Below are 26,766 nucleotides of genomic sequence, written 5' to 3'. Positions count from 1 at the left end.
ATTTAAATTTCATACAACCATACTCTAAGCAGAGATAATAACTGGTCGATATCTACTGGTTTTGAAATATAATCTGAAGCTCCTGCATCAATGCATTTCTGACGGTCTCCGATCATTGCTTTTGCAGTAATGGCAATAATAGGAAGTTTTGCAAATTTCGGCATTTTTCTGATTTCCTGAATCGTTTCATAGCCATCCATTTCGGGCATCATCATATCCATTAAAATCACATCAATATCAGGATTTTGCTGAATCTGTTCCAAGGCGTGCTTTCCATCCATTGCAACGATTGCTTCCACTTTATATTTCTCTAAAGATTTGGTTAAAGAGAAGATATTTCGGGCATCATCATCAGTAATCAGGATTTTTTTACCGCTCAAAACTTCCGTTAATGAACCTAACGTTTTTATTCTTACATTTTCCAGAGAATTATTTTTTTCTTCTACTAAATGTAAAAATAAACCTACTTCATCTAAAATTCTTTGGTAAGAATGTGCCGTTTTTACGACAATAGAATCTGCATACTGCTTAATTTTAAGTTCTTCAGACTGAGATAAATTTCTTTCTGTAAAAATAATAATCGGTAAGTTTTCGAGACCTTCATAGCTTTTGATAGATTCTATTACCTGATATTCATTTCCACGCGAATCACCGATGTCTAAGATCACACAATCAGTTTGATTTGAAGTTAATGCTTTCACCACATCTTCAACGTTATTTTCAATAGATAAAGAGATATTAAAGTTGCTTAAGAAATAAGACAATGCACTTGCATGTTTTGCATTTTCTTCCACAATCAGTACTTTCTGAGGTGATTTTCTGATGGCTTCTTCAATTTTTTTGAAAACATCTGCCATCTGATCTAAAGCCATTGGTTTATTAATGAAATCAATAGCACCTTTCATCAGACTTTCTTTTTTTACGTGAAGTACAGACATCATGTGCACCGGAATATGTTTCGTTTCAGAATTAGATTTTAATTCATCCATCACTTTCCAGCCGTCTTTTACAGGAAGTTGTACATCCAGTAAAATCGCTTGCGGATGATATTGTTGTGCCGCTGCTAAAGCATGATCTCCTCTTACCACAACAATTCCTTTGTAATCCTGGGTTCTTGCGTATTTCAATAATGCTTTTGCAAAATTGGTATCATCTTCAATAATTAAAATTACTTTATCCCCTTCTATGATCTGATCTCTGTCGTCATCAACACTTTCAGGGATCTCAAGGACAATTTTTTCATAATATTCCGTTTCCCCATCATCCAGAATATTCTGAATTTCTTCTACATCTTCACGAATAATATCTACCAATTGTTGGTCTGTTTCATGTTTGGTAATCTCAGCAATTGGTTTTATTGGAATGATTAATTTGAACTCACTTCCTTCATTTACTTTACTGGTTACACTTAATTCTCCGCCCAATAAACGTGCAATTTCACGACTTATAGACAATCCTAAACCTGTTCCTCCAAACTGTCTTCGTGTAGAACCATCAGCTTGCTGGAAAGCTTCAAAAATAATCTTCTGCTTGTCTTCCGGAATTCCGATTCCAGTATCTTTTACAGAGAAAATAATGAAATCTTTATTTTTAGAATCTTTTTTAATATTTAAATCAATACTTCCAACTTTTGTAAACTTCAATGCATTAGAAAGAAGGTTTCTTAAAACCTGATCTACACGTAAACGGTCTGTTTCGATAACTTTTTCAACTTCTTTATCGATATTGATATTGAATTGAAGCTTTTTATCTAAAAATACTGGATTAAATAGGTTTTTCAGATCTTTTACAACTTCAAAAATTTCAACATCATGATATTCTAAAGTCATTTTCCCAGATTCTATCTTCGCTAGATCTAAAATTTCGTCGATCAATGTCAACAAACTGCTTCCAGAACTTTGAATCACTTTTGCAGATTCTATTTGATCTTCATTTAGGTTTTCGTCAGGATTTTCTGCCATTAATCGGGAAAGAAGAAGAATTGAGTTCAAAGGAGTACGCAATTCATGAGACATATTTGCTAAAAATTCAGACTTATATTTAGTGCTTAACGCCAGCTCTTCAACCTTTTTCTGAATCTCATTATTTCTTTCGGCAATCAGATGATTTTTATCTTCCAGTAATCTAGAACGTTCTTCCAGTTCAGCATTTGCCTGCATCAGTTCTTCCTGCTGTACTCTCAGTTCTTCCTCTGAAGCCTGAAGTTTTTGAGTTTGAGCTTCCAATTCTGTATTAAGGTTTTCCAATTCAGAATGCTGCACTTGTAACTCCTCAGACTGAGCTTGGGTTTCCTCCAATAACTGTTGCTCTTTTTCACGTCCTTTTGCAGCATTAAGCGCAATTCCGATATTTCTTGTTCCTTCTATAAAGAAATCGATCCTGTCTTGATCAAAATTAGTAATTGAAGCTAGTTCTATAACACCAATACAATGTCCATCAGAAAATATCGGGATCAATAAAAGTCCACTTATTTTTAGTTTACTGCTCGCAAAACTTACTATAAAATCGCCTTCTTGAAGATCGTTATAAACTTTAGTTTTTTCGTTGACGAAAGCTTGACCGATCATTCCTTCACCAGGTTCAAAACTTTTTTTCATGTTGCCTTCTAAACCGAAAGCGGTATTGAGTCTTAAAATTCCTTCGTCAAAAACATATAAAGATCCATTGATACATTTTCCATAATCGATGATTTGATTCAGAGATTTTTCTGACACTTCTTTAACCGATTTGTTTCCGACCAAAGACTCATTTAGTAAAGCCAAACCTTTTTGTCGCCAATCACTTTTATTAATAGTTTCAAAAGCTAGTTTTAAAGAATCTGTCATGTGATTAAGAGAACCCACCAAATCGCCCAAGTCGTCCTGAGAATGATCCACTGCTTTTTGGCTGTAATCACCGTTGGCTACTCTATTTGCAATCTGCTGAATAGCCGTTACGCGTCTTGAAATTTGTGCATCTTTATCTCTTAAATCTTTTTCAAGTTTTTCTCTTCTTACAAGGTCTGATCTTAATTTCAGATAGAAAAAAACAGTAACTACAATTGCCGAAAGTGCTGAAAATATGATAAATAAAACTGTTGTATTCGAGGAACGGTTGAGGTCTTTGTTTTTTATTTCAAGCTGAGATTCTTCATACTTTACAAAATCATTTACTGTTTTACGGCATTTATCCATGTAAATTTTGCTCTCTAAAATCTGATCTTGAGTCATCACAATACCTTTGCGTCTGTTCTCAACATAAAACTTCAGATTATTAATGCTTTTTTCAACATTCTGTTCCAAAACGTCTAAACGTTTTTGCTGACTTGCATCTGCTACATCCAGGTTTTTGGCCAGCTCAATCGCTTTAGAATACTCACTTAAACTACGATTGTAAGGTTCAAGAAAACTTTCTCTTCCGGTAAGCTGATACCCTCGGCTTCCGGTTTCGGCATCCAAAAGTGCTACCAAAACATCTTTTACGGCAGTTGCTGCACGTCTGCTTTTTCCTACGCTTTCACGATGATTCATTTGATTCTGAATACTCAGATATGAAGCAATAGAACTTGCAATTAAGATTAATAAAGAAAAACCGACACCGAACTGCAGATTTCTTAATATTTTTTTCGGCATAAAATTAATTTAATGGTAAGGTGAAATAAAATGTAGAACCTTGATCTACAATACTCGAAACTCCTACGTTTCCGTGGTGTTGTTTAATAATTTCAGAGCAGATGTAAAGACCAATTCCCATTCCCTGAAACTGAAGTGAAGATTCTTCTACACGATAAAACTTATGAAACACAGCTTCCTGCTTAAAATCTGGAATACCAATTCCAAAATCGGTAACACTCACCTTTACCTCCTGCTCTTCTTCATCTACAAACGTAGTAACAATGACCTGATGATTTTCGGGAGAATATTTGATAGCATTCGTTAAAAAATTAATCAAAACCTGCTCAATACGAATGGCGTCCAAAGGAATAAGAATATCCGGAATATAGCCATGGCGATCAATTTTCACCTTTTTATCATCATGAGTCTGAAGAATGGTTTCGATTGCATTTTGTATTAATTCATCGAGATTGGTAGGCTTTTTATTAATCTTAAGTTTTCCGTTTTCAATTTTAGAAACATCTAACAAGTCTGAAATTAACGTATTAAGCTTCTCAATCTGATCCTGAACTTTAACCATAAATCCAGCTTCTGCACTTTCCTTATTGAGTTTTAATTTTCTGTCTAAAAGCTGCACGTAAGCTTTAATACTCGTTAAAGGAGTTTTCAGCTCATGGCTTGCGATGCTTAGAAACTCATCTTTTTCTTTTTCTACTTTTTTCTGATCGTTGATATCGGTAAAAGTTCCTACCCAATTTTTGACGATATTTTCTTCACGCACCGGAGTTACTCGAAGCAAATGATATCTAAAATCGTCTGTTTTTATGTTTTTAATTCTTATTTCTAATTCCAAAGCTTTTCCTTTCTTTTTGCAGCGGGAAAGCTCTTCCATTATGCAAAGATCATCAGGGTGAGTTTCTGGAAAAACGGTATCAGAATGAGAATATTCGTACCATTTAGCATTTACAAAATCCACGATTCCCTGTTCATTAAGCGTAAATGCAATTTGTGGTAAAGATTCCAGCATGAAATGGAAGTGATCAATCTGCGATTTCATCGTCACCTGAGATTCGCGTCGCCCTTTTACTTCAAGTTCCAGACTTTGCTGCGTTTTTTTCATCGCAATATTCTGTTCCTGATAATTGTAAAATGTTTTTACTTTTAAAAGCAGAATTTCAGAATCTACAGGCTTTGTAACGTAATCTTTTCCTCCCGAAGCGTATCCTTTTGTAATAAACCTTTTCTCGGTATTCACAGCCGACAGAAAAATAATCGGAATATCTTTGGTTCTGCTGTATCCTGCAAGTGTTTCGGCAACTTCAAAGCCATCCATTTCCGGCATTTGTACATCTAAAATAATTAAGGCATAATCATTTTTTAATGCTTTTCCCAATGCTTCCGGACCAGAATCTGCAGTATCTACCTGGAAATCTTTAGATTCTAATAGTTTTTTTAATGAAAAAAGATTGTTTTGATTGTCATCAACGATTAAGATCATATCTAGGGTAAAATCAATTATTTATTATTTGTTTCTGACTCAAAAATACTTACAATAATCCGATAAACAGTTATTTATAAACCATTTTTATCATATTCTACATTATCATTAATTTATTCTAAAAATTAACAGAATATATTTTAAAAATGACAAATTTGATTATTGATTATTTAAGAGAAAAATTAGCTTAGTTTAAAAAAATAAAAATCATAAGTACACCTCCTTCTTCAGTTTCTAAATAATAGTCTTACAAAACATAATAATTTACCTTGCAAATATCTTTTTATTATTCTCCTGATTTTGTTTATCTTGTCCGTTAAAATTTGGGTGTTTTTTGTTTTAAACGAACTATTGATGATATGAGTTTTTAGCCAAACAAAACATTCTTATTCATTAATAAACTTTTATTTAAACCATGAAAAACACATTGCTGATATTTTTAGTTTTTTCCTCCCTGAATATTTATGCGCAACAAAAAAATAATACCGAACATTTTACGGTACGTGTAAGAGAAGAAATGGGTGATTTGAACCGAGACGGCCTGCAGGATAAGGTCATTTTGACGATGGATACCGTTGACGTACAGCAACCTTTGAAACTGCAGATTTTTTTACTTCAATCCAACAGAAAACTCAGATTAGAATTTTCTTCGAAAGAGGTTTTTAATCCTCAATATCCTAATGGGAAATATGGTGGTGACCAGGTTCCGAGTGCACTTATTGAAAATGGAAACCTTATTCTCTATTGTGAAATAAAAGATGTAAAAGAGTATTATACATTCCGTTATCAGAACGGAAAGTTTGAATTAATTCAAATCTCTAAAATCGTTTGGGATGGTAAAGATACCACGACTGAAACAAAATTTGATCTCGTAAAAGGAGAAAAAACTGAAGTGAGCCAATTATTAGGCTCAGAAAAAAAGAAAAAGAAAAAACCGACGAAAATCGCTTTAAAAGCTTTACCTACGTTGCTAAATTTTAGATATCCTGAAAATCAATTGGAGTAAATCATATTTAATTATGGTTAGCAATAAAATGCTTGTACTAAACCTTTCTCAATAAAAAATTAAAGTTTAGGTACCACACGAGCTATGCATGGCATATGAATTGTAATGTGTAATGCACACCACAATCAATTATATTATTATGATCTTGAATTGCCTACACTATGTAGGCATTTTTTTGTATACAATAACCTGAAAAATAATTAAATACAAAGCGTAGCGAAATTTGTGGGCATGTTTATTGTTAAAGATCTTTTGATTAAGAAAGTAAAAATTAATAATAATTTTAAAAATATAAATTTATGAACCATAAAGAAGCATTATTGCATAAAAAGGAATCTCTGAAAAATGCCGATGAATCGGTACTCAAACAATATCATCTTGTGATCTCACCTGCCAACACTGATGAAAGCAAAAAATTCATCGATGATTTTCTGAAAAATCCTAAAAAATTTGATGATAACAGTTGTAAAAAATATTCTTCTGATGACGCTTTTGAAGTCATTAGTTTTAAAAAAGAAGAAGAATAACATTTTATTTAAACCCTCCTATTTACAATAGATACCACATTGTAAGGGATTTACCTTCGATGGTCTGAAAATTGTAATTTTAAAAGATAAACCACCTAACAAAATTTTTTATGAAAACTAAAAGTGTATCTGCTAAAAAAGATTCAGCTAAAAAAACGACAAAATCCCCAGTAAAATCTACCGCTAAAACTCCTGCAAAAAAAGATGCTGCAAAAAATCTGAGTGATTTATTTGAAGATGCTTTAAAGGATATTTACTGGGCAGAAAAAGCGCTTACAAAAGCGTTACCCAAAATGCAGAAAAATGCAACCGATCCCAAACTTAAAAAAGCCATCGGCGACCATTTGGAAGAAACCAAAGAACAGCTAAAAAGACTTGAAGCATGTTTTAAAGCATTAAAGAAAAAACCGCAGGCGAAAAAATGTGATGCAATGCAAGGACTTTTAGATGAAGGCAAAAGCATTATGGAAGAAACAAAACCAGGTGCAGTGCGTGATGTAGGAATTATCGCTGCTTCGCAAAAAGTTGAGCATTATGAAATTGCGACGTATGGAACTTTGGCAGCATATGCAAAAATCCTTAAAGAAAAAGATTGTCTTAAACAGCTGCTTTCTACCTTAGATGAAGAGAAAAACTGTAATGATTTGCTCTCGAAACTTGCAGATACCAATCTCAACTCCAAAGCAATAAATGATTAACCATTCACTATAAAAGATCCTTAGCCGGATCTTTTTATGCTTTGTCAAAAATAAAAAATACCACATTGCCAAAATTAAACCTCTGTAAATCAGATATAAAAAGAAAAAATATTTTTTGAAGACGACATTTAAAATCAATAAAGGCACAGAAAATGCATATAACTAGATAACCAACCAAAAATTTATTATTATGAGAAGTATATTATGGCTTGTTGCAGTAATCTGCATCGTAGTTTGGCTACTAGGAATGCTCGGGGTAATTCCAGGAATGGATACTGGAAGTTTAATTCACGTTCTTTTAGTTATTGCAATAATTGTTGTATTAATTAATGTTATTTCGGGACGTAAACCACTCAATTAAAGAGTAAAACAAAAAGATAAAAAGTAGTTGGAAATATTTTTCCAGCTACTTTTTTAATTTAGATCATGTTGTATTGCTTTTCAATTAAAAAATGTAGTTTTACTATTGTTACATTAATTTTTTAAAATAAAACTGAATACACTCCCCTTTCCTACTTCGCTTTCTACAGCAATGCTTCCACGTTGTGCTTCAATAAACTCTTTACTGATACTGAGCCCTAAACCTGTTCCTTCAGCTTTTGTACCAGGAACTCTAAAATACCTTGTGAAAATATGTTTCAGATATTGCTCATCAATCCCTAAACCTTGATCTTCTACAGAAAACTTCACATGGTCAGAATCAAGCTTTTCAATTTTTATAGTAACAGTTGATTGTTCATAAGAATAACGGATTGCATTAGAAACAATATTATTGAGAACCCACAACGTCTTTTCCTGATCTGCATTGATGATATCTAACCCTGAACCTATATCTGTAATAATAGATATTTGTCTTTTATCAGCTGCAGATCTATTGGTTTTAATGACTTCTTCAAGCATTGTATTAATCTTAAACGGACGAATATTCAATTGACTTACTCCGGTTTCCAATTGAGCTACATTTAATAGTTCACCTGTAATCTTAAGCAATCGCAATGTATCTTCATCAATCCCTTTGATCAATTTTTGCTGCTCTTCATTAAGGCTGCCGATTTTTTCATTTTCCAATAACTGCAATCCCATTTGTATCGAAGAAATAGGAGTTTTAAATTCATGAGAAACAGTTCCTATAAAACGGGTTTTAGCCAAATCAAGCTCTTTAAAAGGCGTAATATTTCGAAGCATAATCACCTGACCAATAAAGCGGCTTTCATTTTCACCGGTAGGAATTACATTGATGTCTAAAATTTCTTTTTCGAAATAATTTTCTTTTCCTTCCACAAAAATTTTCAATAATTCGGCAGGATTTTTCTCTACATCCGGATCAATAATCTCTTTAATAAGATCACGCACCAGATCATTGCTCACAGCAACATCCTGAATGAGTTTACCTACAAAGTTTTCTTTTTTAAGACCGGAAATTTTTAAGGCTTCATCATTTACAAAAAGAACTTTTCTGTTTTCATCGATTCCTATTACGGCATCGTGCATATTGTCGATCAAGGTCTCGATGCGTTTTTTTCCTTTTAAAATTTTATCAATTCGACTTTCAGAATATTCCTGAAGTTTTTCAGCCATCGTATTAAAAGATCTCGCCAGTTCACCAAATTCACTGTTACTTTCAAACTGTACCCGCTCTCTGTAATTCTGATTGGCTATCTGATGAATACTCGAAGTCAATTCACGGATTGGATTTGAAATATTGGCTGGAAGATTCACCATCAAAATAAAAGCAATCAAAAAACACAATGTTCCTGCGATAGAAATAACGGCAATCGCATTTTGTGCGGTTGTATTAGCAATTCCACTTTTAATCTGGATAGCATTCATATTCAGCTGCATCAATTCTGCAATATCTTTTCGAATGGCTGAATGTAAATTTAAATTTCCTTCATTATTTTTTAAATCTGAAAAATGAGCGAGTATATTTTTCGTAGCTTCTTTTTCTCCATCTTCTGTAATATTCTGACGTTGAAGATCAAGATTTTTTTGAAATTCTGCTATGGCAAAAGGTTCTTTACCAATTTCTTCAAGCGATAACAGCATATTTCGGGAATACTGCAACGTATTGTAATTGTCAGTAAGAATATTCTGCGTGTCTTTTTTAAGCTGATAAATAAACCATCCACCCAAAGTGGAAAGTACAATTATCATAAAAAACAGGAGACCAACGCCTGCATTAAGCTTTGTTTTTATTTTCATTACGACAAAATTACTAAATCTACGTTCTGTTTTGAAAGTCTTTTGAGTAAGGAATTAAAAGTGTCTGTTGCCAAAATAATTCTCCAAATATCTAAATGTGGTTTTCCGATACAAACAGTCGTAATCTTACGCTCTTCGCACTGCTCCATAATCGTCATTGCAATATTTTTACTTTGAATCTTTATGATTTCTGCTCCCAATTCTGTAGCCAGTTTAAAATTATTGATCAAATGTCTTTGCTTGTTAAGGGCAATTCTATCTGCCGATTCACGAGGAACCTGCACATACAGTAAAAACCACTGACTGTTGTAATAACTTGCCAATCTCGCCGTTTTTCTGATCACATTTTTAGCCGTCGTTTCGTTTGAACTGATGCATGCAAGGAATTTTTCTTTCCTTAAAGTTTTTCCGGTTATAATTTCGGTTTCTACTTTTCTGGTTACCTGCGATGCAACTTCTTTCAACGCCAGCTCACGAAGCTGAAGAATATTTTCGTTTTTAAAAAAATTATCGAGTGCAGAAGAAATTTTACTTTTATCGTAAATTTTCCCTTCTTTTAATCTGGTAATCAATTCATCGGAAGTAAGGTCGATGTTTACAACCTCATCGGCAGAAGCTAAAACGGTATCAGGAATTCTTTCGGTAACTTCAATTCCCGTCACCGTTTTCACCTCATCGTTTAGACTTTCTAAATGTTGGATATTTACAGCGCTGATAACATTAATTCCAGCGTCTAAAATTTCAAAAACATCCTGCCATCTTTTTTTGTTTTTACTTCCTTCAATATTGGTGTGGGCCAATTCGTCGATAATAACAATCTCAGGACGCAACACGATAATCGCCGGAACATCGAGCTCATCGAGCTCTTTTCCTTTGTAAAACAATTTTCTTCTGGGAATAATCGGAAGACCTTCCAACAAATCGTGAGTTTCTTTACGATTGTGCGTTTCTACATAGCCAATTTTTACATCAATCCCGTTTTGAAGAAGCACATGCGCTTCCTGCAGCATTCTGTAGGTTTTTCCTACACCTGCACTCATTCCGATGTAAATTTTCAGTTTACCCCGTTTTGAACTGTTAATTAACTGCAGAAACTCTTCCGCTGATTTTCGTGATTCATTCATTTTTTTTCATTTAAAATGAAATTGCCAAAGCTGTAGTGGCTGTCAAACTATTTTTATTAAACTCATCTGTTCTGTTCATAAAGATAGCATCTTTACTGCTTAAATTTCTAATTTCTGTTCGCCAGACAAGATTGGGAAAGATTTGATAGTCTGCATTGAAAGAATATCCGAAAGTTTTGAAACCATTTTCTGTACCTGTAGAAATGATTACTCCTTTTTCATCCTGATAATATTCTCCTCTTGCTGTAAAACTCAATTTATCTGTAGCATTGTATTTTGCAATTAAAACTGGCGTGTACCAAATAGTATACTGGTCGCTTCCTTTTGCTTTTTGTTCAGCTCCGATGTCAAAGCCTGCAGTAAGTCCAAACTTTTTATTAATTTGATATACCGCATACAGATTGTGGAAATATCGCATTTGGCGAATACTGTCGGGTTTATCATTTCCTATGAAAGAACTGCTGTTAATGGTCAATTTTTCGTTTGGTTTAAATATCAACTGATGACCGAATGCAGGAGTAGAATTTCCATCAACTCTCTGAATACGTTGCCAACCGTTGAGTACCAATCCGCTTAAAAACCATTTCCCACTTTCTGAAGTGTAAGAAATCTTTGCACCCGTTTCGAAATAAGGAGAATTGTCGGCAAAAAGACTTCGGGTAAGCGTCCAGTTATCTTTTCCTACCGCACTTTCAAAACCTAAATGTGATGGGAAAATTCCGGCATCAATCCATAAATTATGTTTTTTAGAAATCTTTAAACCCGCATTAGCTTCATAAACATTTTTCATAATCCCTTGTTCGGCTGCATAATTTGCATTCATATACGTTCCCACAGCGAGAGCCAGATTAGCTCGTACATTTTCTGTGTTGTAGGCAGTTTTTATATAGGCTAAATTCACGTTTACTTCGTTATTTCTATTGTGGCTATACACAAATCCTGGGCGGTTATTGTTTTTAGGATTATTAAAATCTGCTGTGTAATAAACTTCAGCGTATCCGCCTATTGTAAGTGATTTTTTGATTGAATCGTTTTGAGCAGATGCAGTGATTCCGCATACAGCTAACAAAACAAAAAGTATTTTTTTCATTTGATTTAAATTAAAAATTGTGGGAGAATTTATTTAGTACACGGCATTTTCTTAACCGCAAAAGAGACAAAAGATTTTAAGATGAAATAAGTTATTCAAAAGCTAACAAAACAAACAACAATTCAAAATCTCACATTTTGTGAACTTTTGAATGTCTCTTTTCCAATCATTTCTTTTGATTCTTTTGCGGTAAAAGATGTTTTTAAGTTTTTATCATGTACTATAAAAGAATTTCATTGAATAAAATTCACGTTGATAATATTGATTTTTAAAACTTATTTTTCACTCAATTGGTCTAATGCGATATTCAATTTAAGAACATTGATTTTTTCAGGACCAAATAGTCCAATCAATGGTTTTTCGGTATGTTTAGCAATAAGGTTGGTTATTTCTCTCTCGTATACATTTCTGCTTTTAGCAATTCTTTTTGCCTGAATTTTCGCAGCTTGTACCGAGATATTTGAATCAAGTCCACTTCCACTTGCGGTCACCAGATCTGCAGGGATTTCTGACTTTGCAATTCCCGGGTTTTTCATCATAAAGGTATCGATACGAGCCTGAACTTGTTTTAAATACTCTTCATTTGATGGACCTTTGTTGCTTCCTCCCGAACCTGCAGCATTGTAATCTACCGAAGAAGGTCTTGACCAAAAATATTTGTCGCTGGTAAAAGACTGTGCGATATTCGCATAGTAGGTTTTGTTATTATGAGTAATCAAATCTCCTTTCCCACGATTAGGTGAAAGCTGAGCAATTGCCCAAATAGAAACCGGATAAATAATTGCAAGAAGAATGATGCATAAAGCTGTCAGTTTTATTGCAGGTAAAATATGTGTTTTCATTTTATAGTAATTTATTGAAAGGCAAATGGCAAGAAGAAATGAGATTGTTAAAAGGACGAAAAGTATGATAAGATAATAAATCTTCTCCTTGCCAAGCCAGTTAGATATTTAGAAAAATAAGGAAACGATGATGTCTATAATTTTAATACCGATAAATGGAATTACCACACCACCCAATCCGAAGATGAATAGATTACGTCGTAACAAAGCCGATGCGCCAATAGGCTTATACGCCACTCCTTTTAATGCCAATGGAATCAATATCGGAATGATAATCGCATTGAAGATTACCGCAGATAAAATTGCACTTTCCGGGCTGTGAAGATTCATAATATTTAAACCTTGTAATGCAGGAATTGCTGTGATAAATAATGCCGGAATAATCGCAAAATATTTGGCAACGTCATTGGCAATACTGAATGTTGTTAATGTTCCTCTCGTCATCAGCAATTGTTTACCAATTTCTACAACTTCAATTAATTTTGTCGGATCATTATCAAGGTCAACCATATTTCCGGCTTCTTTTGCAGCCTGAGTTCCACTGTTCATTGCAACACCCACATCTGCCTGAGCTAAAGCGGGAGCATCATTGGTACCGTCTCCCATCATCGCAACCAGGCGACCTTCAGTTTGTTCTTTTTTGATGTAATTCATCTTATCTTCAGGTTTTGCTTCTGCGATAAAATCATCTACTCCTGCTTTTTCTGCGATAAATTTTGCGGTAAGCGGGTTATCTCCGGTAACCATTACGGTTTTAATACCCATTTTTCTTAGACGGTCAAAACGTTCACTGATTCCGGGTTTAATAATATCCTGAAGTTCAATAACTCCCAAAACTTTTTCATTTTCTGAAACCACCAATGGCGTTCCACCATTTTGAGAAATTTCTTTAACCTTTAAATCTATTTCTTGTGGGAAAGTGTTTCCAGCTGCTTCAGATATTTTTCTGATGGCATCCGTAGCTCCTTTTCGAATGCGGGTTTCATCAAAATCAATTCCTGAGCTTCTGGTTTCTGCCGTAAATTTGATAAATTGAGGGTTATTTATTTCGTAGCTTAAAGGATTGATTCCTGCCAATTCAATAATCGATTTTCCTTCCGGAGTTTCATCCGCCATTGAACTTAAAACCGCTGCTTTTATCAATTGTATTTCATCAACTTGGTTAGCAGGATAAAAACTTGTTGCTTTACGGTTTCCGATGGTAATTGTCCCGGTTTTATCTAAAAGTAAAACGTCGATATCTCCGGCTGTTTCTACTGCTCTACCACTTTTTGTAATCACATTAGCTCGTAATGCTCTATCCATTCCGGCAATACCGATCGCAGATAATAATCCGCCAATTGTAGTAGGAATCAGACACACAAAAAGTGAGATAAATGATGCAATGGTAATCGTGACATTAGAATAATCAGCAAACGGTTTTAACGTTACGCAAACAATGATAAACACCAATGTAAAACCTGCCAGTAAAATGGTCAATGCAATTTCGTTCGGCGTTTTCTGTCTTGAAGCACCTTCTACCAAAGCAATCATTTTATCTAAAAAGCTTTCTCCCGGCTGTGTAGTTACCTGTACCACAATTTTGTCGGACAAAACTTTTGTTCCTCCTGTCACAGAACTTTTATCACCACCCGATTCACGGATCACAGGAGCGGATTCGCCGGTAATCGCACTTTCATCAATTGTGGCAAGACCTTCAATGATCTCTCCGTCTGAAGGAATAATGTCTCCGGCTTCACAAACAAAAACATCACCTTTCTGTAATTTAGATGAAGAAATAGTTTCGCCATTTTGAAGTTTTGCAGGTGTTTCTTCTCTGGTTTTACGAAGACTGTCTGCCTGAGCTTTTCCTCTTGCTTCGGCAATTGCTTCAGCAAAGTTTCCGAACAGAACGGTGAGGAGAAGAATGATGAAAACCGTAAAATTATATGCAAAACTTCCCTGAGATTTCTCTCCTGTCAAAGTCCAGATGCTTACGAAAAACATCACCAATGTACCGAGCCATACGAGAAACATGACAGGATTTTTAAACATCAGTTTAGGATTCAGTTTCACAAAAGACTGCTTCAATGCTTCCTGAACCAATTCTTTTTGAAACAAAGATTTATTTTGAGTCATTTTAATTTCTGTTATTTTAAATTTTATCTGAATTTTATTTCATCGAAAAATATTCTGCAATCGGTCCTAAAGCCAATGCTGGGAAGAAAGACAGGGCTGCAATAATGGCAATCACGGCAAAAGTCATGAGTCCAAATGTTGAAGTATCTGTTTTTAAAGTTCCTTCACCTTCCGGAATATATTTTTTCTGAGCTAATAATCCTGCAATTGCTACCGGACCTATAATCGGTAAGAAACGACCGAGCAACAAAACAATTCCTGTAGAAATATTCCAGAAAAGGTTATTATCACCTAAGCCTTCAAAACCACTTCCGTTATTGGCTGCAGAAGATGTATATTCATACAATACTTCGCTGAAACCATGGAATCCGGGATTATTGAGTGTAGAAGTTCCAACTTCAGGAAAATAAGTAGCTATTGCAGTTCCAACAAGAATTAAAAATGGATGAAATAATGCTACAATCATTGCAATTTTCATTTCACGGGCTTCAATCTTTTTGCCCATAAATTCGGGAGTACGACCAACCATCAATCCACTGATAAAAACTGCAAGAATAATATAGATGAAGATATTCAGAATACCTGCGCCATCGCCGCCATAGAAAGCGTTGACCATCATTGCAAGCATTTGGGTCATTCCTGAAAGCGGCATTGCGCTGTCATGCATTGAATTAATAGATCCTGTAGAAATAACCGTAGTTACAATACTCCAAAAACCTGAAGCTGCCGATCCGAAACGAATTTCTTTACCTTCCATTGCACCGAGTGACTGTTCAATTCCCATTTGACTGATGGCAGGATTACCATTCATCTCCATAATAACCGTTGGTACAGCCAATAAAAGAAATCCTACGGTCATGACCCCAAAAATCATATATCCAAATTTCTTTCTTCGGATAAAATGTCCGAATGCAAAAACCATCGCCATCGGAATGATAAATTGAGCAAACATTTCAACCATATTCGTAAAGTAGGTTGGGTTTTCTAAAGGATGAGCTCCATTAGCTCCAAAAAAACCTCCACCATTGGTTCCAACATGTTTTATAGGAACAAATGCTGCAACTGGTCCTGTAGAAACCTCTACATTTTTACCTTCTAGCGTAATCATTTTATCTTTTCCGCTGAAAGTCATCGGCATTCCCTGAAATACCATTACTGCCCCCATTAGAAATGAAAGAGGTAGTAAAATTCTGGTCGTAGATTTAAGTAAAAAGTCGTAAAAATTTCCAAGCTTTGTAGTGGATCTTTCTCTGAAAGCTTTAAAAATAACTATTGAGGCCGCCATTCCTGTTGCTGCGGAAACAAATTGAAGAAACATCAACCAGATCTGTCCTAAATAACTCATTCCTGTTTCTCCAGAATAATGCTGCAAATTACAGTTGACTAAGAAAGAAATTGTTGTATTGAAGGCTAGATCCGGCGACATATCCGGATTTCCGTCGGGATTGAGCGGAAGCCAGCTCATATTCATCAAAATCAGCATGCTCATAAAAAACCATAAGAAATTGATGGTTAAGAGTGCTACTAAATGTTGCTTCCAATTCATTTCATGATCAGGATTAATTCCTGATATTTTATAGAAAAACCTTTCTACAGGTTTGAAAACAGGATCAAGAAAGGTTTTTTCTCCTGTGTAGACTTTTGAAATATACTTTCCAAAAGGTATCGCTAATAGTAATGTTATTAAAAACATCGCTACAACGCCTAAGATTTCAGTGTTCATAGTTTCTTTAATGAATTAATGCAAATTCTTTTACGGAAATCACCAAGTATAAAAAAGCAATAACGAAGCTGATCCAAAAAATCAGAATTCCCCACTCTTTTATTTGATGTATAATCTTGCGGTTCATTTGCTTATTAAATTATTTTTAAAATTTTTCAGGTTTTACAAGTACATAGCAGATATAAATGAATATGGCTATTGAAATAATAAATAGAATGGTCATTTTTTAAAATTTTAAGTTTTGATCTTTTTTTGTTTGTTCGCTATACACATTTCTAAAATCTTTTGGAATTTCCTGATAGAGAAATTTCCATTGTTGCGGTTTCAGATTTTTTCTAAGATTTCCGAATGAGCGTACAAAAAGATTTTCTATAATGTATCTGATGTAGGAATTTCCGTTTTTGTAAATCCAGTACATTCTTTTAATTGAAATATTAATCTTCTGTACGTTTGATTTTTCTGTAAGAACTTTAATATTATCTACTGCAACCTGCACTACTCCCGGAAAATTGTTTTGCTCAGAAAGCGTTACAATCTCTTTTCGAACCGCCGGAAAAAATACTTTCAGATATTCTACAGCGGTAAATCTGTTTATTTTATTCAACATTTTAAATTTTGTCGAAATATTCAACGAGACGGTAAAACAAAACGAACAACACAACTGCTGTAATTAATAGAATAATTGTTGTCATTTTTTTATTTATTTTAGTTTACCTGTAAAATCGCAGCGGCCACAAAAACTCCAAGGATTACTGCAATATTGATGGTAATGATTTCAAGATTATGTTTTTCACGAGTAGACTTTAAAAGTTTCCAGTCTCCTATTTTTCTGATTTTTGATTTCATATCTAAATTTTTATTGTTTTTTAAAGATCATCCAGAATAGTCAGGTCATATCTTTTAAATTTTTAAATTCCTGATTTATAAACCTGACATAGATAGTTGTTTTGCAGAGTCGGTGACATTTTTGCGAAAATTAAATCTTTATATGAGGGTTCGCAGCAAAACGTAAGACTGTCTAAAGAGTAAACAAAAATGTTTTCGATAGCGTTTTTTAAAGCCTGATCTCCTTTGCTGTAAAGCAAATTCATCTTGGTGATTGATTTCATCAGAATTTTCTGATCATGATTTTTTATCAGTTTTTTGATTTGCTTGGTGAAAACACTGATTACCATAAACGGTGTTTTTGTTTTGTAAGAATCTTTAAACTCTTCCTGAGATTCAGGAATCAATTTTATGATTTCTCTTACGGCATCTGTATGATTCATTTTTAGATTGTTTTGAATACTTATGCCAAGATTTATTCCTTTGATGGAAATAAAAACACAACAGACTGAACAACAATAAATTAAAACAAAACCAATAATTTACAAAACACAAAAAACCCTATCAAAATGATAGGGTCGTTATCAGAATGGAACTATTTTTTACGAAATTTTATACTCTTCTACTTTTCTGTACAAGGTTGCAATGCCAATTTCGAGTAATCGGGCTGCTTCGGCTTTATTGCCTTTGGTATGATTAAGAACTTTCTGTATCTGCATTTTCTCGGCACTTGCCATAGAAAAAGCAGACATTATTTTTGTCTGTGGAGAATCTTTATCACTGCTGTATACCGAAATGTCTATTGGAAGACTTTCTATTCCTATTTCGGGGGAATCTGTAAGAATAACACTTCGTTCGATGACATTTCGAAGTTCACGAATATTTCCTTTCCACGGATGGTTTTTTAATGCTTTTAAATAATCGGGAGAAACCGAAGTTATGTTTTTCCCTGTTTTAAGTGAAAAGCTTTTCAGAAAAAATTTAACCAGCAATTCAATATCTGCAACTCTTTCCCGCAATGAAGGAAGCTTTATTTGAAAAATATTGATTCTGTAATATAAATCTTCACGGAAACTTCCTTTTTCGATTTCAGTTTCCAGATTTCTGTTGGTAGCTGCAATAATTCTTACATCGGTTTTTGTAGGTTTGCTGTCTCCTACTTTCAGAAACTCTCCGGATTCTAAAACACGCAATAATTTTGCCTGAAGATCTAACGGCATTTCACCTATTTCATCCAGAAAAACCGTTCCCTGGTTGGCTTCCTCAAAAATACCTTTGCTGTCTTTCAAAGCGCCTGTAAAAGCACCTGCTTTGTGACCAAACAATTCGTTTTCCAACAAATCTTTTCCAAAAGCCGAACAGTTGATGGCGATAAAATTATTTTTATTTCTCTTGCTTGCATGATGAATTGCCTGAGCAAAAACTTCTTTTCCGGTTCCGGTTTCACCAGTTAAAAGCACCGTTGCATCTGTTGCTGCTACTTTTTGAGCCGAATTAATAGTCGAAATAATTATTGATGATTTACCGATAATGCTGTCAAAAGATTGTTTTCTATTGAGTTGTTTTTCAAGATGCAAAACCCTCTTATTAAGTGCTACCTTTTCGGATGCTTTATAAATTAACGGGAGAATTCGGGTATTGTCGTCTCCTTTTGTAATATAATCGAAAGCACCATTTTTAATCGCTAGAACGCCATCGGGAATATTCCCAAATGCCGTTAGCAAAATAATTTCAACGGTAGCAAATCTCTCTTTAACCGTTCGAGAAAATTCCACACCATTTCCATCGGGAAGTTTCACATCACAAATCACAATGTCAATTTCTGAAGTTTCAAGTTTTTTTAAACCGCTTTTCAGATTACTGGCTTCGAAAACTTCAAACCCTTCAAGACTGATGATGCGTGACAGAAGCGATCTTATTTTGGCTTCATCGTCGATAATTAAAATAGTATTCAATCGTGTAAATTATAAGCTTCAAAATTATAACTAAAATTCACTTATTGATTAAATATTTCTTTCAAATTAAAAATGTACATAGTGATATCATTTTTTATGGTAAGTAATGCCTTCAATTGTTTCCATAAAAAAAGACTGCCATTATATGACAGTCTCTGGTAAAAGAAGCTATTATTTTTATTTTGCTTTAAAATACACTCTTCTATTTGCTTTGTTTTTCCATTCAGGACATTTTGAAGCTGGGTCACACTCAGGATATTTCAAATCTGTTTTTCCATTTCCTTGTGCATCAAGTTTGTTTGATTCTACTCCGTTTTTGATCAAATACTGCTTTACATTATTTGCTCTTTTTTGAGATAGATTTTTATTGTATGTATCAGTTCCTCTTGCATCTGTAGCCCCTACAACAGTGTAAGAAGCATTTGAAGAATTGATATAACCTACGGCATTATTAAGGATTGGAGTATTGTTTGATAAAATTTTATCTGAATTAAGTTCAAACTCAATTCCATCCAATTTTGTTTCAGATTCTGCAACAACACCTGTTTCTTGAGTTGTAACCGGGCAACCGTTATTTTCTACAGGCCCCGGAACCGTTACACATTTGTCGTATAGATCAATTACTCCGTCTAAATCAACATCAAGGGCTACACCAGATCCGTCGACCCTTGCTCCTGCAGGAGTATCTAATTGTCTGTCCCAGTCATCACAAACACCATCATTATCTGCATCGCCAGCTTTACAAGCCTCAAGGTCATTAATTTTTGATTCTAAAACCTCAGTTCTGGAATAAACTTCCTGCATAGGATCGTGCCACATCAAGTGAGAATCATGTTTTCCTAACTTTAATGAAAGACCAAGGGTAGCATTGATAAAATTATCCGAATTATTATCTTTAATCTTATTCACCACTCTGTCTCCACCATCAAAACTATCGTCTGTAGTAACTATATACATCACTCTTCCTTCCAAATCCAATCTTCTGTTGAGCTTATATTTCAATCCAGCACCACCCTGTGCAAAAAACGAAAGACCATCTTTAATTGGCGTAACCTCTGTTACCAAACGTTGTCCTTGCTCATCTTTTAAATAAGCTCTATATCCTATAGTTCCTACACCAGCATATCCGTGCAATGCCCATCTGTATGGAGATGTATTATCCACTCTTCTAAAAAGATTAGAGAAATTGATATCCCCCAAAACTGAGATTGCATCATACTGAGTTCTTCCTCCGTACTGCCCTTTTACAGATGCGTTTGCCGGTGCTGCATCTCTTGTATTGAAAGCGCCTTGACGAGTTTCTCCGCGGTCATATTGTAACTTCAATCCGAATGTGTGAGTAATGGCTTTATCAACACTTAAATAAGCAGAGTATCCTACCAAACTTTTTCCTGCTCCTTCACCGAACTTTAGTGATGTAAGATCTGCATATTGCATTAATGGAACTCCTGCTCCGAATGAAATCGACCAGTCATTAAATCTCTTTGCAGATTGGGTAAAAGGCTGTACATTAGCAGAACCTGAAGAAAAAGTATTCGGATATTTTCCGTTGTCATTTACCTTAATTGAATCTTGTGCAAAGACACACGAGGGTACCGCTATCGCAAGCGACAAAATTGCTAATTTTGATTTCATATAAAATTTTAATTTATTTTTAAAAAAGGACGATAAGTGTAGGGATTAATTCACCCTTAAAAACTTATCCATTTTCCCAATGCACTTGCCAGTGCGGGTTTCAGCTGTGCTATCTTACTTCCAATTACTGTACCAAAAAAGAAAATTGATGTACTGTAATTTGTCATTTAATTCGTAAACAACTGATCGCTAGTAAACTTAAAATTCTAATTTATTTTAAAAACAAATTAAGAAAATCGCTTTTTTAACCAAAAATTTAGAAGAATTATTATAATTTAAAATTATCAATTTTTGGCACGGATAAAAGCCTAATTACGGATAAAATAGTAGATATAAATAATGTTGTAAAACTTTAAATCAGATCATGGTTTTACATATTGTTGTCGTAAAAAAACTACCTCTTTTAAGACTAATTTGTCATCCACTTCAAGAAATCTGCAATTTGTCTTTTGCTGACAAATACATCCGAATTAATTTCAGGCGCAGGAGAAAGTTTTAATTCAATCTTTTGGCTAGAATGTTTAATGATTTCAACAATCGCCATTTTATTAATAATAAACTTGCGGTTGATCTTAAAAAATAGTTTGGGAGTTAATTTATAGATGATATCTTTTATGGTATCATCATAAATATAAGTATGATTATCTGTCGTAGTTAAAAAAAGATATTTCCCGGATGCAAAAAAATAAGCCGTATCCTCCTCTGGCACAGATTTGATTTTATTACCGTCTGTTACTATAAAGTGCTTCATCTTTTCAGTATCATTAGACTTATATAATGCAGACATAGACTTCAGTATAGGTTCTGAATTAAAATTACCTCTTATCGATATAAATTTTTGCAAAGCTTTATGTAGATCTTCTTCTTCAAAAGGTTTAAGGAGATAATCTATGGTAAAATGTTTGAAAACCTGCATTGCATACTCATCAAAAGCGGTGATAAAAATAATGGGTGTAAAAAGCTCTACCTGCTCAAAAATTTCGAGACTCATGCCATCACCAAGGTGAATATCCATAAAGATGAGGTCTGCAGAATCATTTCTGAAAAAATCAATCGCCTGTTTTTTTGAACGAAGAATCACCATCTCGGTAACAGGCACGATGGTTTGCTTATCTAAAAGGTCTTTCAGATAATTAACCGCCAATAACTCATCTTCTATGATCGCAATTTTCATAACATTGCAAAAATACAAAAAAACCGCTAAAACAATTAAGTTCAAGCGGTTTCGGGGTTGTTAATATGAATGTTAAATTTTTATAAGTACGGATTGTTCTTTTTAGCACTTTTCGGGAACTCTATCGTGTACCTTACGTCATTTTGCTGAAGAATATATTCCTGTCCGTTAATATTATGAATGATTTTTTTCTGATCTGATCGTCTTAAATCAAACCAACGCTGCCCTTCCAAAGCGAATTCTCTAGATCTCTCATCCATTATAAAGTTCATGAAAACTGTTGTATTCATTGCATTAACATCAGTTTGAATAGCTGTAAATCCGGTTGGAGTGTATCTGTTTTTCAAAACTTTAAGCAACGCTTCTTTAGCTTCATCTAATCTGTTTAATTTTACCAAAGCTTCAGATTTTATGAAATATAATTCTGCTGTTCTGAAAGAAACTCTGAAGTCTGAACTTCCCCCTTTGATGATTTTATATTTGCTGCCATTTTTTTGGAAATAAATTCCAAATCTTTTGTCAGTAGCTGTATTGTATTTTGCAAGAAGATCTGCAGAAGCATACGATATATTCTGTACTGCACTGTTGAAAGCATTATCTAAAGCCATGATAGATTCTACTGAAGTAAAATGATTAGGAGCCTGACTAGAAGTATTTAAATTACTCAACTCTCCTTTAATTGCCATTGCCTGATTTGCATAATCTAAAGCTTTGTTCCAATCTCCTTGATAGAGAGCTGTTTTTGCCTGAAAAGCCAATAACGAAACTTTAGAAAATCTATAGTTGATTGGCGAAGTCTGCTTCTGCTCAATCATCATCTGTTCTGCTTTTTTAATATCTGCATGCACCTGATCATAAACTTCCTGAACGCTTGACGGTTTTAAAACCTGCTCAAGATCGATTTCTAAATTAATAGGAACTCCTCTATCCTGAGACGCTGTCGCTGCATTATATGGTTTACCGTATAAATTGACCATATCAAAATATACATACGCACGAAGTGCATAAGCTTCTGCCAAAATCTGCTGTTTTTCAGGAGAATCGGTCATTGTTTTGCTTCCTTCGTTGATGATTTGATTTAGATAGAAAACCACCGAATAAAAACTTACCCAAGGAAACTCAATCGTTGATTGATCGTTGTTGCTGTCTTTCCACATCGCAATTTCACGGTAAGCGATAAAATCACTTGTATTTTCATCTATATTAAGCTCGTCTGTACGAAGTGCTACCAAAGATTTGTGAATAGGGTATTTTGAATACGCAGAAGTCAATACTTTACGGTAATCTTCAGCAGTAACAGGAATAATCTTCCCTTCCGGCTGTATATCTAAAAAACGATCGCATCCTATACTGGAAAAACTTAGTACTGCAACCGCAATGAATGTTGTAATTTTTCTCATGTTTTTAAATTTTAAAAAGAAACATTAAATCCTACTGTCACCGATTTTGTGATAGGTTGTGCATAAATATTACCATACGTTTCGGGGTCGAAATATCCTTTATATCCATTACTGAATACAAATAAGTTACGCCCTTCTACACTTAGTCTCAAAGCACTGATTCCCATCGGACTTGTAAATTCTTTAGGTAATGTATATCCTAAACGAATGCTGCTGATCCTTAAATAACTGATCTCTTTTGCCCAGATATCAAGAAGGCTGTACGCATTAGAACGGTTATCAGAAAGCCATTTATTACCCATCCAACCAGGATTGGTTTCCATATCCGGACTTGTAATTCCCGGAAGTGAACCACCTGCATTGTAAATATCTTTGGTGTAATTTCTTCCTCTGTCCAGCTCCATTCCACGATAAGAAGGTGTTTGCATTACTGTTTGTTTCAGGTTAAAAGTAGCTGAAACAGTAAAATCGAAATTACTTATTTTAAAGGTGTTGATAATACCTCCTGTAAACTTCGGATCTCTGTCGCCAACATAGGTGAAAAGACTTCTCAGTTCTGCATTTGAAAGCTTAGAATCTACCAATTGACCAGGAAGAAAATCTGCATACACATCATACAATGCAAAGAAATCTTCGATTTTTACTTTTTCATTTCCTTTCCAGAACATTGGGTTTCCGTTTTCATCCATTCCTGCAGTTTTCAATGCAAAAACAGCGTTTACCGGAAGACCTTCTCTTGAAGGAAGCAATGCGTTGTCACGAGGCTGCTCGCTCAATACATTACTTTTGTTATGTGCAAAGTTGATTGTTGTAGACCACTTGAAATTATCTTTGTTGATATTTTTAGTTGATACCGCCAATTCAAATCCCTTGTTGGTTAAGCTTCCCCAGTTCATCATCGTATATTCAAATCCGGTTTCAAGCGGAGTTTCTTTCATACTGATCATATCGGTTCCTTTTCTGTTGTAAACATCAGCGGTAAGGTTGATACGATTGTTTAATAAACCTAGATCAAGCCCAACATTCACATTGGTTGTCTTTTCCCAACGAAGTTTATCGTTTGGAGGACTGATTACGTTAATAATATTCTCTTTTCCGCCCGGAAGAATGGTCGAATCGCTGTATTCACCAATAAAGAACGGTGAGGTATTACGGTCAATGTTCCCTTGTAAACCGTAAGAAGCTCTCAATCTAAAGTTAGAAATAGCTGAAATATCTTTCATGAAATTCTCTTTCGACACCAACCAAGAGCCAGAAACCGCCCATATCGGAAGGTATTTGTACTTTTTATTAACTCCGAATAAATTGGTTCCGTCATATCTCACACTACCGAAGAAGGTATATTTCTGATCATAAGTATAAGATGCCGTTGCAAACATTGAAGCATACGCATTCTCGATTGGAGGCATTTCTCTGTAAGTCTCATACTTTCTTTCCGCTGCAAAACCAGAGCTTGGGAAAACAATCGCCGTAGCTCTTCTTGTTACAGAATCATATCCGAAAGCTCTTGTAACGGTTGTGTTATCTTCAGTTTTACGAAGTTCAGTTCCCGCCATCAAATCAATCTCGTGTACCGAATTAATTTTTGTGCTGTAGCTTCCCTGTAATTTCCAGTTGTATTGGAAGAAATTATTATCCCAGTTTTGTTTTACGCCACCATCCGGTAAAAAGTAACGGTATGCACCATCTTTGTAATAACGCGTTCCTTCTTTCATCTTTCTGGTAAAGTAGGTATTCTCGGCTGCAAATTTTTCCGTCTTATTACCGTCATACTGAACACCTAGCTGTGAAGTCAGTTTCAGGCCTTTTGCTAATTTATAATCTAAATCGAAAATAGCTTTTAATGACTGATTTTTCAGTGTATAACTTGTATTTTCTCTTTCTTCTAAAAAGTTGAAAGGAATATATCTGTTTTCAAAACCATCAATATCCTGATCATATCTGTAGCTTCCGTCTGCGTTGTAAGGGCTCAGATAAGGATTGGCATTTCTTGAATAATTGATCGGGCTGATAGACGCATCTGCATCTGTAACAAATGATGTTCTCTCACTTTGAGTCCCAAAAACTGACACTCCAAAATTAAGTTTATCATTTATTTTATAATTGTTTTTTAGCGTTAAATTATAACGTTCGAAACCTGTCCCAATCGTTGTTCCCTGTTCATCATAATATCCTAAAGAGAAATAATAATCTGAATGGTCGCTACCTCCCGAAATACTTACTCCATACTGTTTATTGATTGCATTTTGATACAATAATTTTCCCCAGTCTGTATTGCTGTTTCTTAACCCGTCAATTTGCTGACGTGTTATTAGATTTAAACCTCCTAAACCACCATTTCTATAGGCATCAAGCTGTCCGTTTTGAGTTAAGATTCTCATCACTTCCCCTTTGTCGGTACGATAGGTTAAGTCGGTACGATTAGCAAGCATTAATTCTAAATCTACTTTTTCAGAAGCGTTTAAAAGATTAAGTTTACCAAAATCAGGACGTGCAGTAATGAAAGTATCTGCCGAGAAATTAACTCTTAAACTTCCTTTTTTTCCTTTTTTGGTGGTAATTGAAATTACACCATTCGCCGCTCTTGCTCCATAAATAGCTGTAGCAGCAGCATCTTTTAATATGGTAATATCTTCAATATCATTAGGGTTTAATCCTGCAATAGAAAAATTCTGAAGCTGATCGATATTATCTTTATCACTAAAATTAGGCACATCATTTCCTTCCAACGGAAGACCATCAATTACCCAAAGCGGATCTTGAGGCCCCGAAAGAGAAGCAGTACCACGAATTCTGATTTTTGCAGGGCTTCCGGGAGCTCCTGTTTCTGGCGTAACGGCAACACCGGCAATCTGTCCAGCCAATAATTGGTCTACACTGGCAACACCGGCTTGCTGAATATCGTTCATCTTCACTGTAGTAACAGCTGAAGTCTGCTTACGTTTTTCAATTTTCTGATATCCGGTGATAATTACTTCCTGAATATTGTTTTTTTCAGGAATATCGGTGCTTACAACAGGAACCAAAGTAATGTTATAACTAGTTTGTCCTTCGTAAATCTGAATTATTTTTGGTTCATATCCTAAATAACTTACCATTACAGATTTTGTATCTGCAGGGATTTCTAAAGTATAATTTCCGTTTTTATCTGTGATTGTACCTATAGAAACGCTTTCAATAATTCCGGTCTGATTTGTTTTTGTAGAAACAGACTGTGTTTCTATTTTGATAGATGCACCTGCAATTACTCTGGAAGTATCTCCGTCGTCAATTTTTCCGGTAATTGTTTTCTTTTCCTGGGCTAATGCAATCTGAGCCGCCAAAAGAGGTAAAAGTATAAATGCTTTTTTCATTAC

The 26,766-nt window shown here is 34.6% G+C and carries 21 protein-coding genes; 4 read left to right on the top strand and 17 right to left on the bottom strand.

The window, feature by feature from the left end; genetic code table 11:
* Nucleotides 1–2: 2 nt before the first annotated feature.
* Together AB671_RS14115 and AB671_RS14110 are read right to left on the bottom strand one after the other, a co-directional pair.
* The gene (locus tag AB671_RS14115) at nt 3–3,611 is read right to left on the bottom strand and encodes a response regulator (protein ID WP_066677764.1); all 3,609 of its coding nucleotides are present in this window, start codon (nt 3,609–3,611) and stop codon (nt 3–5) included.
* A 4-nt stretch (nt 3,612–3,615) separates the two neighbouring features.
* Nucleotides 3,616–5,091: a response regulator gene (locus tag AB671_RS14110; RefSeq protein WP_066677767.1), complete on the bottom strand. Its 1,476-nt coding sequence runs from the start codon at nt 5,089–5,091 to the stop codon at nt 3,616–3,618.
* Between the two features lie 415 nt (nt 5,092–5,506).
* Here AB671_RS14110 and AB671_RS14105 point away from each other — a divergent pair, with 415 nt between their 5' ends.
* From AB671_RS14105 to AB671_RS22310, 4 genes are all read left to right on the top strand, one after another.
* On the top strand, nt 5,507–6,097 hold the full coding sequence (locus AB671_RS14105) for a hypothetical protein (protein WP_066677769.1): 591 nt from the start codon (nt 5,507–5,509) through the stop codon (nt 6,095–6,097).
* A gap of 299 nt (nt 6,098–6,396) precedes the next feature.
* Entirely contained in the window at nt 6,397–6,624 is a 228-nt protein-coding gene (locus AB671_RS14100; protein WP_066677771.1) for a hypothetical protein, read from the top strand.
* Nucleotides 6,625–6,734: 110 nt separating this feature from the next.
* On the top strand, nt 6,735–7,322 hold the full coding sequence (locus AB671_RS14095) for a ferritin-like domain-containing protein (RefSeq protein ID WP_066677773.1): 588 nt from the start codon (nt 6,735–6,737) through the stop codon (nt 7,320–7,322).
* Between the two features lie 190 nt (nt 7,323–7,512).
* Complete coding sequence (locus AB671_RS22310; RefSeq protein WP_034673671.1) at nt 7,513–7,683, top strand: lmo0937 family membrane protein; 171 nt, start codon at nt 7,513–7,515, stop codon at nt 7,681–7,683.
* A gap of 113 nt (nt 7,684–7,796) precedes the next feature.
* On the opposite strand, the gene AB671_RS14090 is transcribed toward AB671_RS22310, so the two are convergent.
* From AB671_RS14090 to AB671_RS14030, 15 genes are all read right to left on the bottom strand, one after another.
* Nucleotides 7,797–9,524, bottom strand: a complete 1,728-nt coding sequence (locus AB671_RS14090) for a sensor histidine kinase (RefSeq protein ID WP_066677775.1) — start codon at nt 9,522–9,524, stop codon at nt 7,797–7,799.
* Nucleotides 9,524–10,648, bottom strand: coding sequence for a histidine kinase (locus AB671_RS14085; RefSeq protein WP_066677777.1), 1,125 nt, complete (start codon nt 10,646–10,648; stop codon nt 9,524–9,526). Before AB671_RS14085 ends, AB671_RS14090 begins: the two co-directional genes overlap by 1 nt.
* A gap of 10 nt (nt 10,649–10,658) precedes the next feature.
* Nucleotides 10,659–11,738 carry a porin gene (locus AB671_RS14080; RefSeq protein WP_066677779.1) on the bottom strand — a complete coding sequence of 360 codons (1,080 nt, stop codon included), beginning with the start codon at nt 11,736–11,738 and terminating at the stop codon, nt 10,659–10,661.
* A 275-nt stretch (nt 11,739–12,013) separates the two neighbouring features.
* A complete protein-coding gene (locus tag AB671_RS14075) occupies nt 12,014–12,580 on the bottom strand; it encodes a K(+)-transporting ATPase subunit C (RefSeq protein ID WP_066677780.1) in 567 nt (188 codons plus the stop codon).
* 108 nt (nt 12,581–12,688) lie between these two features.
* Entirely contained in the window at nt 12,689–14,698 is a 2,010-nt protein-coding gene (gene kdpB / locus AB671_RS14070; RefSeq protein ID WP_066677781.1) for a potassium-transporting ATPase subunit KdpB, read from the bottom strand.
* 34 nt (nt 14,699–14,732) lie between these two features.
* The gene (kdpA, locus tag AB671_RS14065; protein WP_066677783.1) at nt 14,733–16,421 is read right to left on the bottom strand and encodes a potassium-transporting ATPase subunit KdpA; all 1,689 of its coding nucleotides are present in this window, start codon (nt 16,419–16,421) and stop codon (nt 14,733–14,735) included.
* A 145-nt stretch (nt 16,422–16,566) separates the two neighbouring features.
* Nucleotides 16,567–16,644, bottom strand: coding sequence for a potassium-transporting ATPase subunit F (locus tag AB671_RS23065; RefSeq protein ID WP_082987322.1), 78 nt, complete (start codon nt 16,642–16,644; stop codon nt 16,567–16,569).
* Between the two features lie 3 nt (nt 16,645–16,647).
* Nucleotides 16,648–17,028 carry a hypothetical protein gene (locus AB671_RS14060; protein WP_066677786.1) on the bottom strand — a complete coding sequence of 127 codons (381 nt, stop codon included), beginning with the start codon at nt 17,026–17,028 and terminating at the stop codon, nt 16,648–16,650.
* Between the two features lie 98 nt (nt 17,029–17,126).
* The gene (locus AB671_RS22485) at nt 17,127–17,267 is read right to left on the bottom strand and encodes a hypothetical protein (RefSeq protein WP_167494288.1); all 141 of its coding nucleotides are present in this window, start codon (nt 17,265–17,267) and stop codon (nt 17,127–17,129) included.
* A gap of 62 nt (nt 17,268–17,329) precedes the next feature.
* Nucleotides 17,330–17,689: a hypothetical protein gene (locus AB671_RS14055; protein WP_066677788.1), complete on the bottom strand. Its 360-nt coding sequence runs from the start codon at nt 17,687–17,689 to the stop codon at nt 17,330–17,332.
* Between the two features lie 159 nt (nt 17,690–17,848).
* Nucleotides 17,849–19,201, bottom strand: coding sequence for a sigma-54-dependent transcriptional regulator (locus AB671_RS14050; protein WP_066677790.1), 1,353 nt, complete (start codon nt 19,199–19,201; stop codon nt 17,849–17,851).
* 177 nt (nt 19,202–19,378) lie between these two features.
* Entirely contained in the window at nt 19,379–20,836 is a 1,458-nt protein-coding gene (locus tag AB671_RS14045; RefSeq protein WP_066677793.1) for an OmpA family protein, read from the bottom strand.
* Nucleotides 20,837–21,245: 409 nt separating this feature from the next.
* A complete protein-coding gene (locus AB671_RS14040; protein WP_066677795.1) occupies nt 21,246–22,010 on the bottom strand; it encodes a LytR/AlgR family response regulator transcription factor in 765 nt (254 codons plus the stop codon).
* A gap of 80 nt (nt 22,011–22,090) precedes the next feature.
* Entirely contained in the window at nt 22,091–23,410 is a 1,320-nt protein-coding gene (locus AB671_RS14035) for a RagB/SusD family nutrient uptake outer membrane protein (RefSeq protein ID WP_066677797.1), read from the bottom strand.
* Nucleotides 23,411–23,421: 11 nt separating this feature from the next.
* Nucleotides 23,422–26,763, bottom strand: a complete 3,342-nt coding sequence (locus tag AB671_RS14030) for a SusC/RagA family TonB-linked outer membrane protein (RefSeq protein WP_066677799.1) — start codon at nt 26,761–26,763, stop codon at nt 23,422–23,424.
* Between the last annotated feature and the right edge of the window lie 3 nt (nt 26,764–26,766).

Origin of the sequence: Chryseobacterium sp. BGARF1 (assembly GCF_001677955.1) — a bacterium.
Classification (GTDB): Bacteria; Bacteroidota; Bacteroidia; order Flavobacteriales; family Weeksellaceae; genus Chryseobacterium.
The sequence above is the reverse complement of the archived record's forward strand: the minus strand, read 5'-3'. Positions and strand labels throughout refer to the sequence as shown.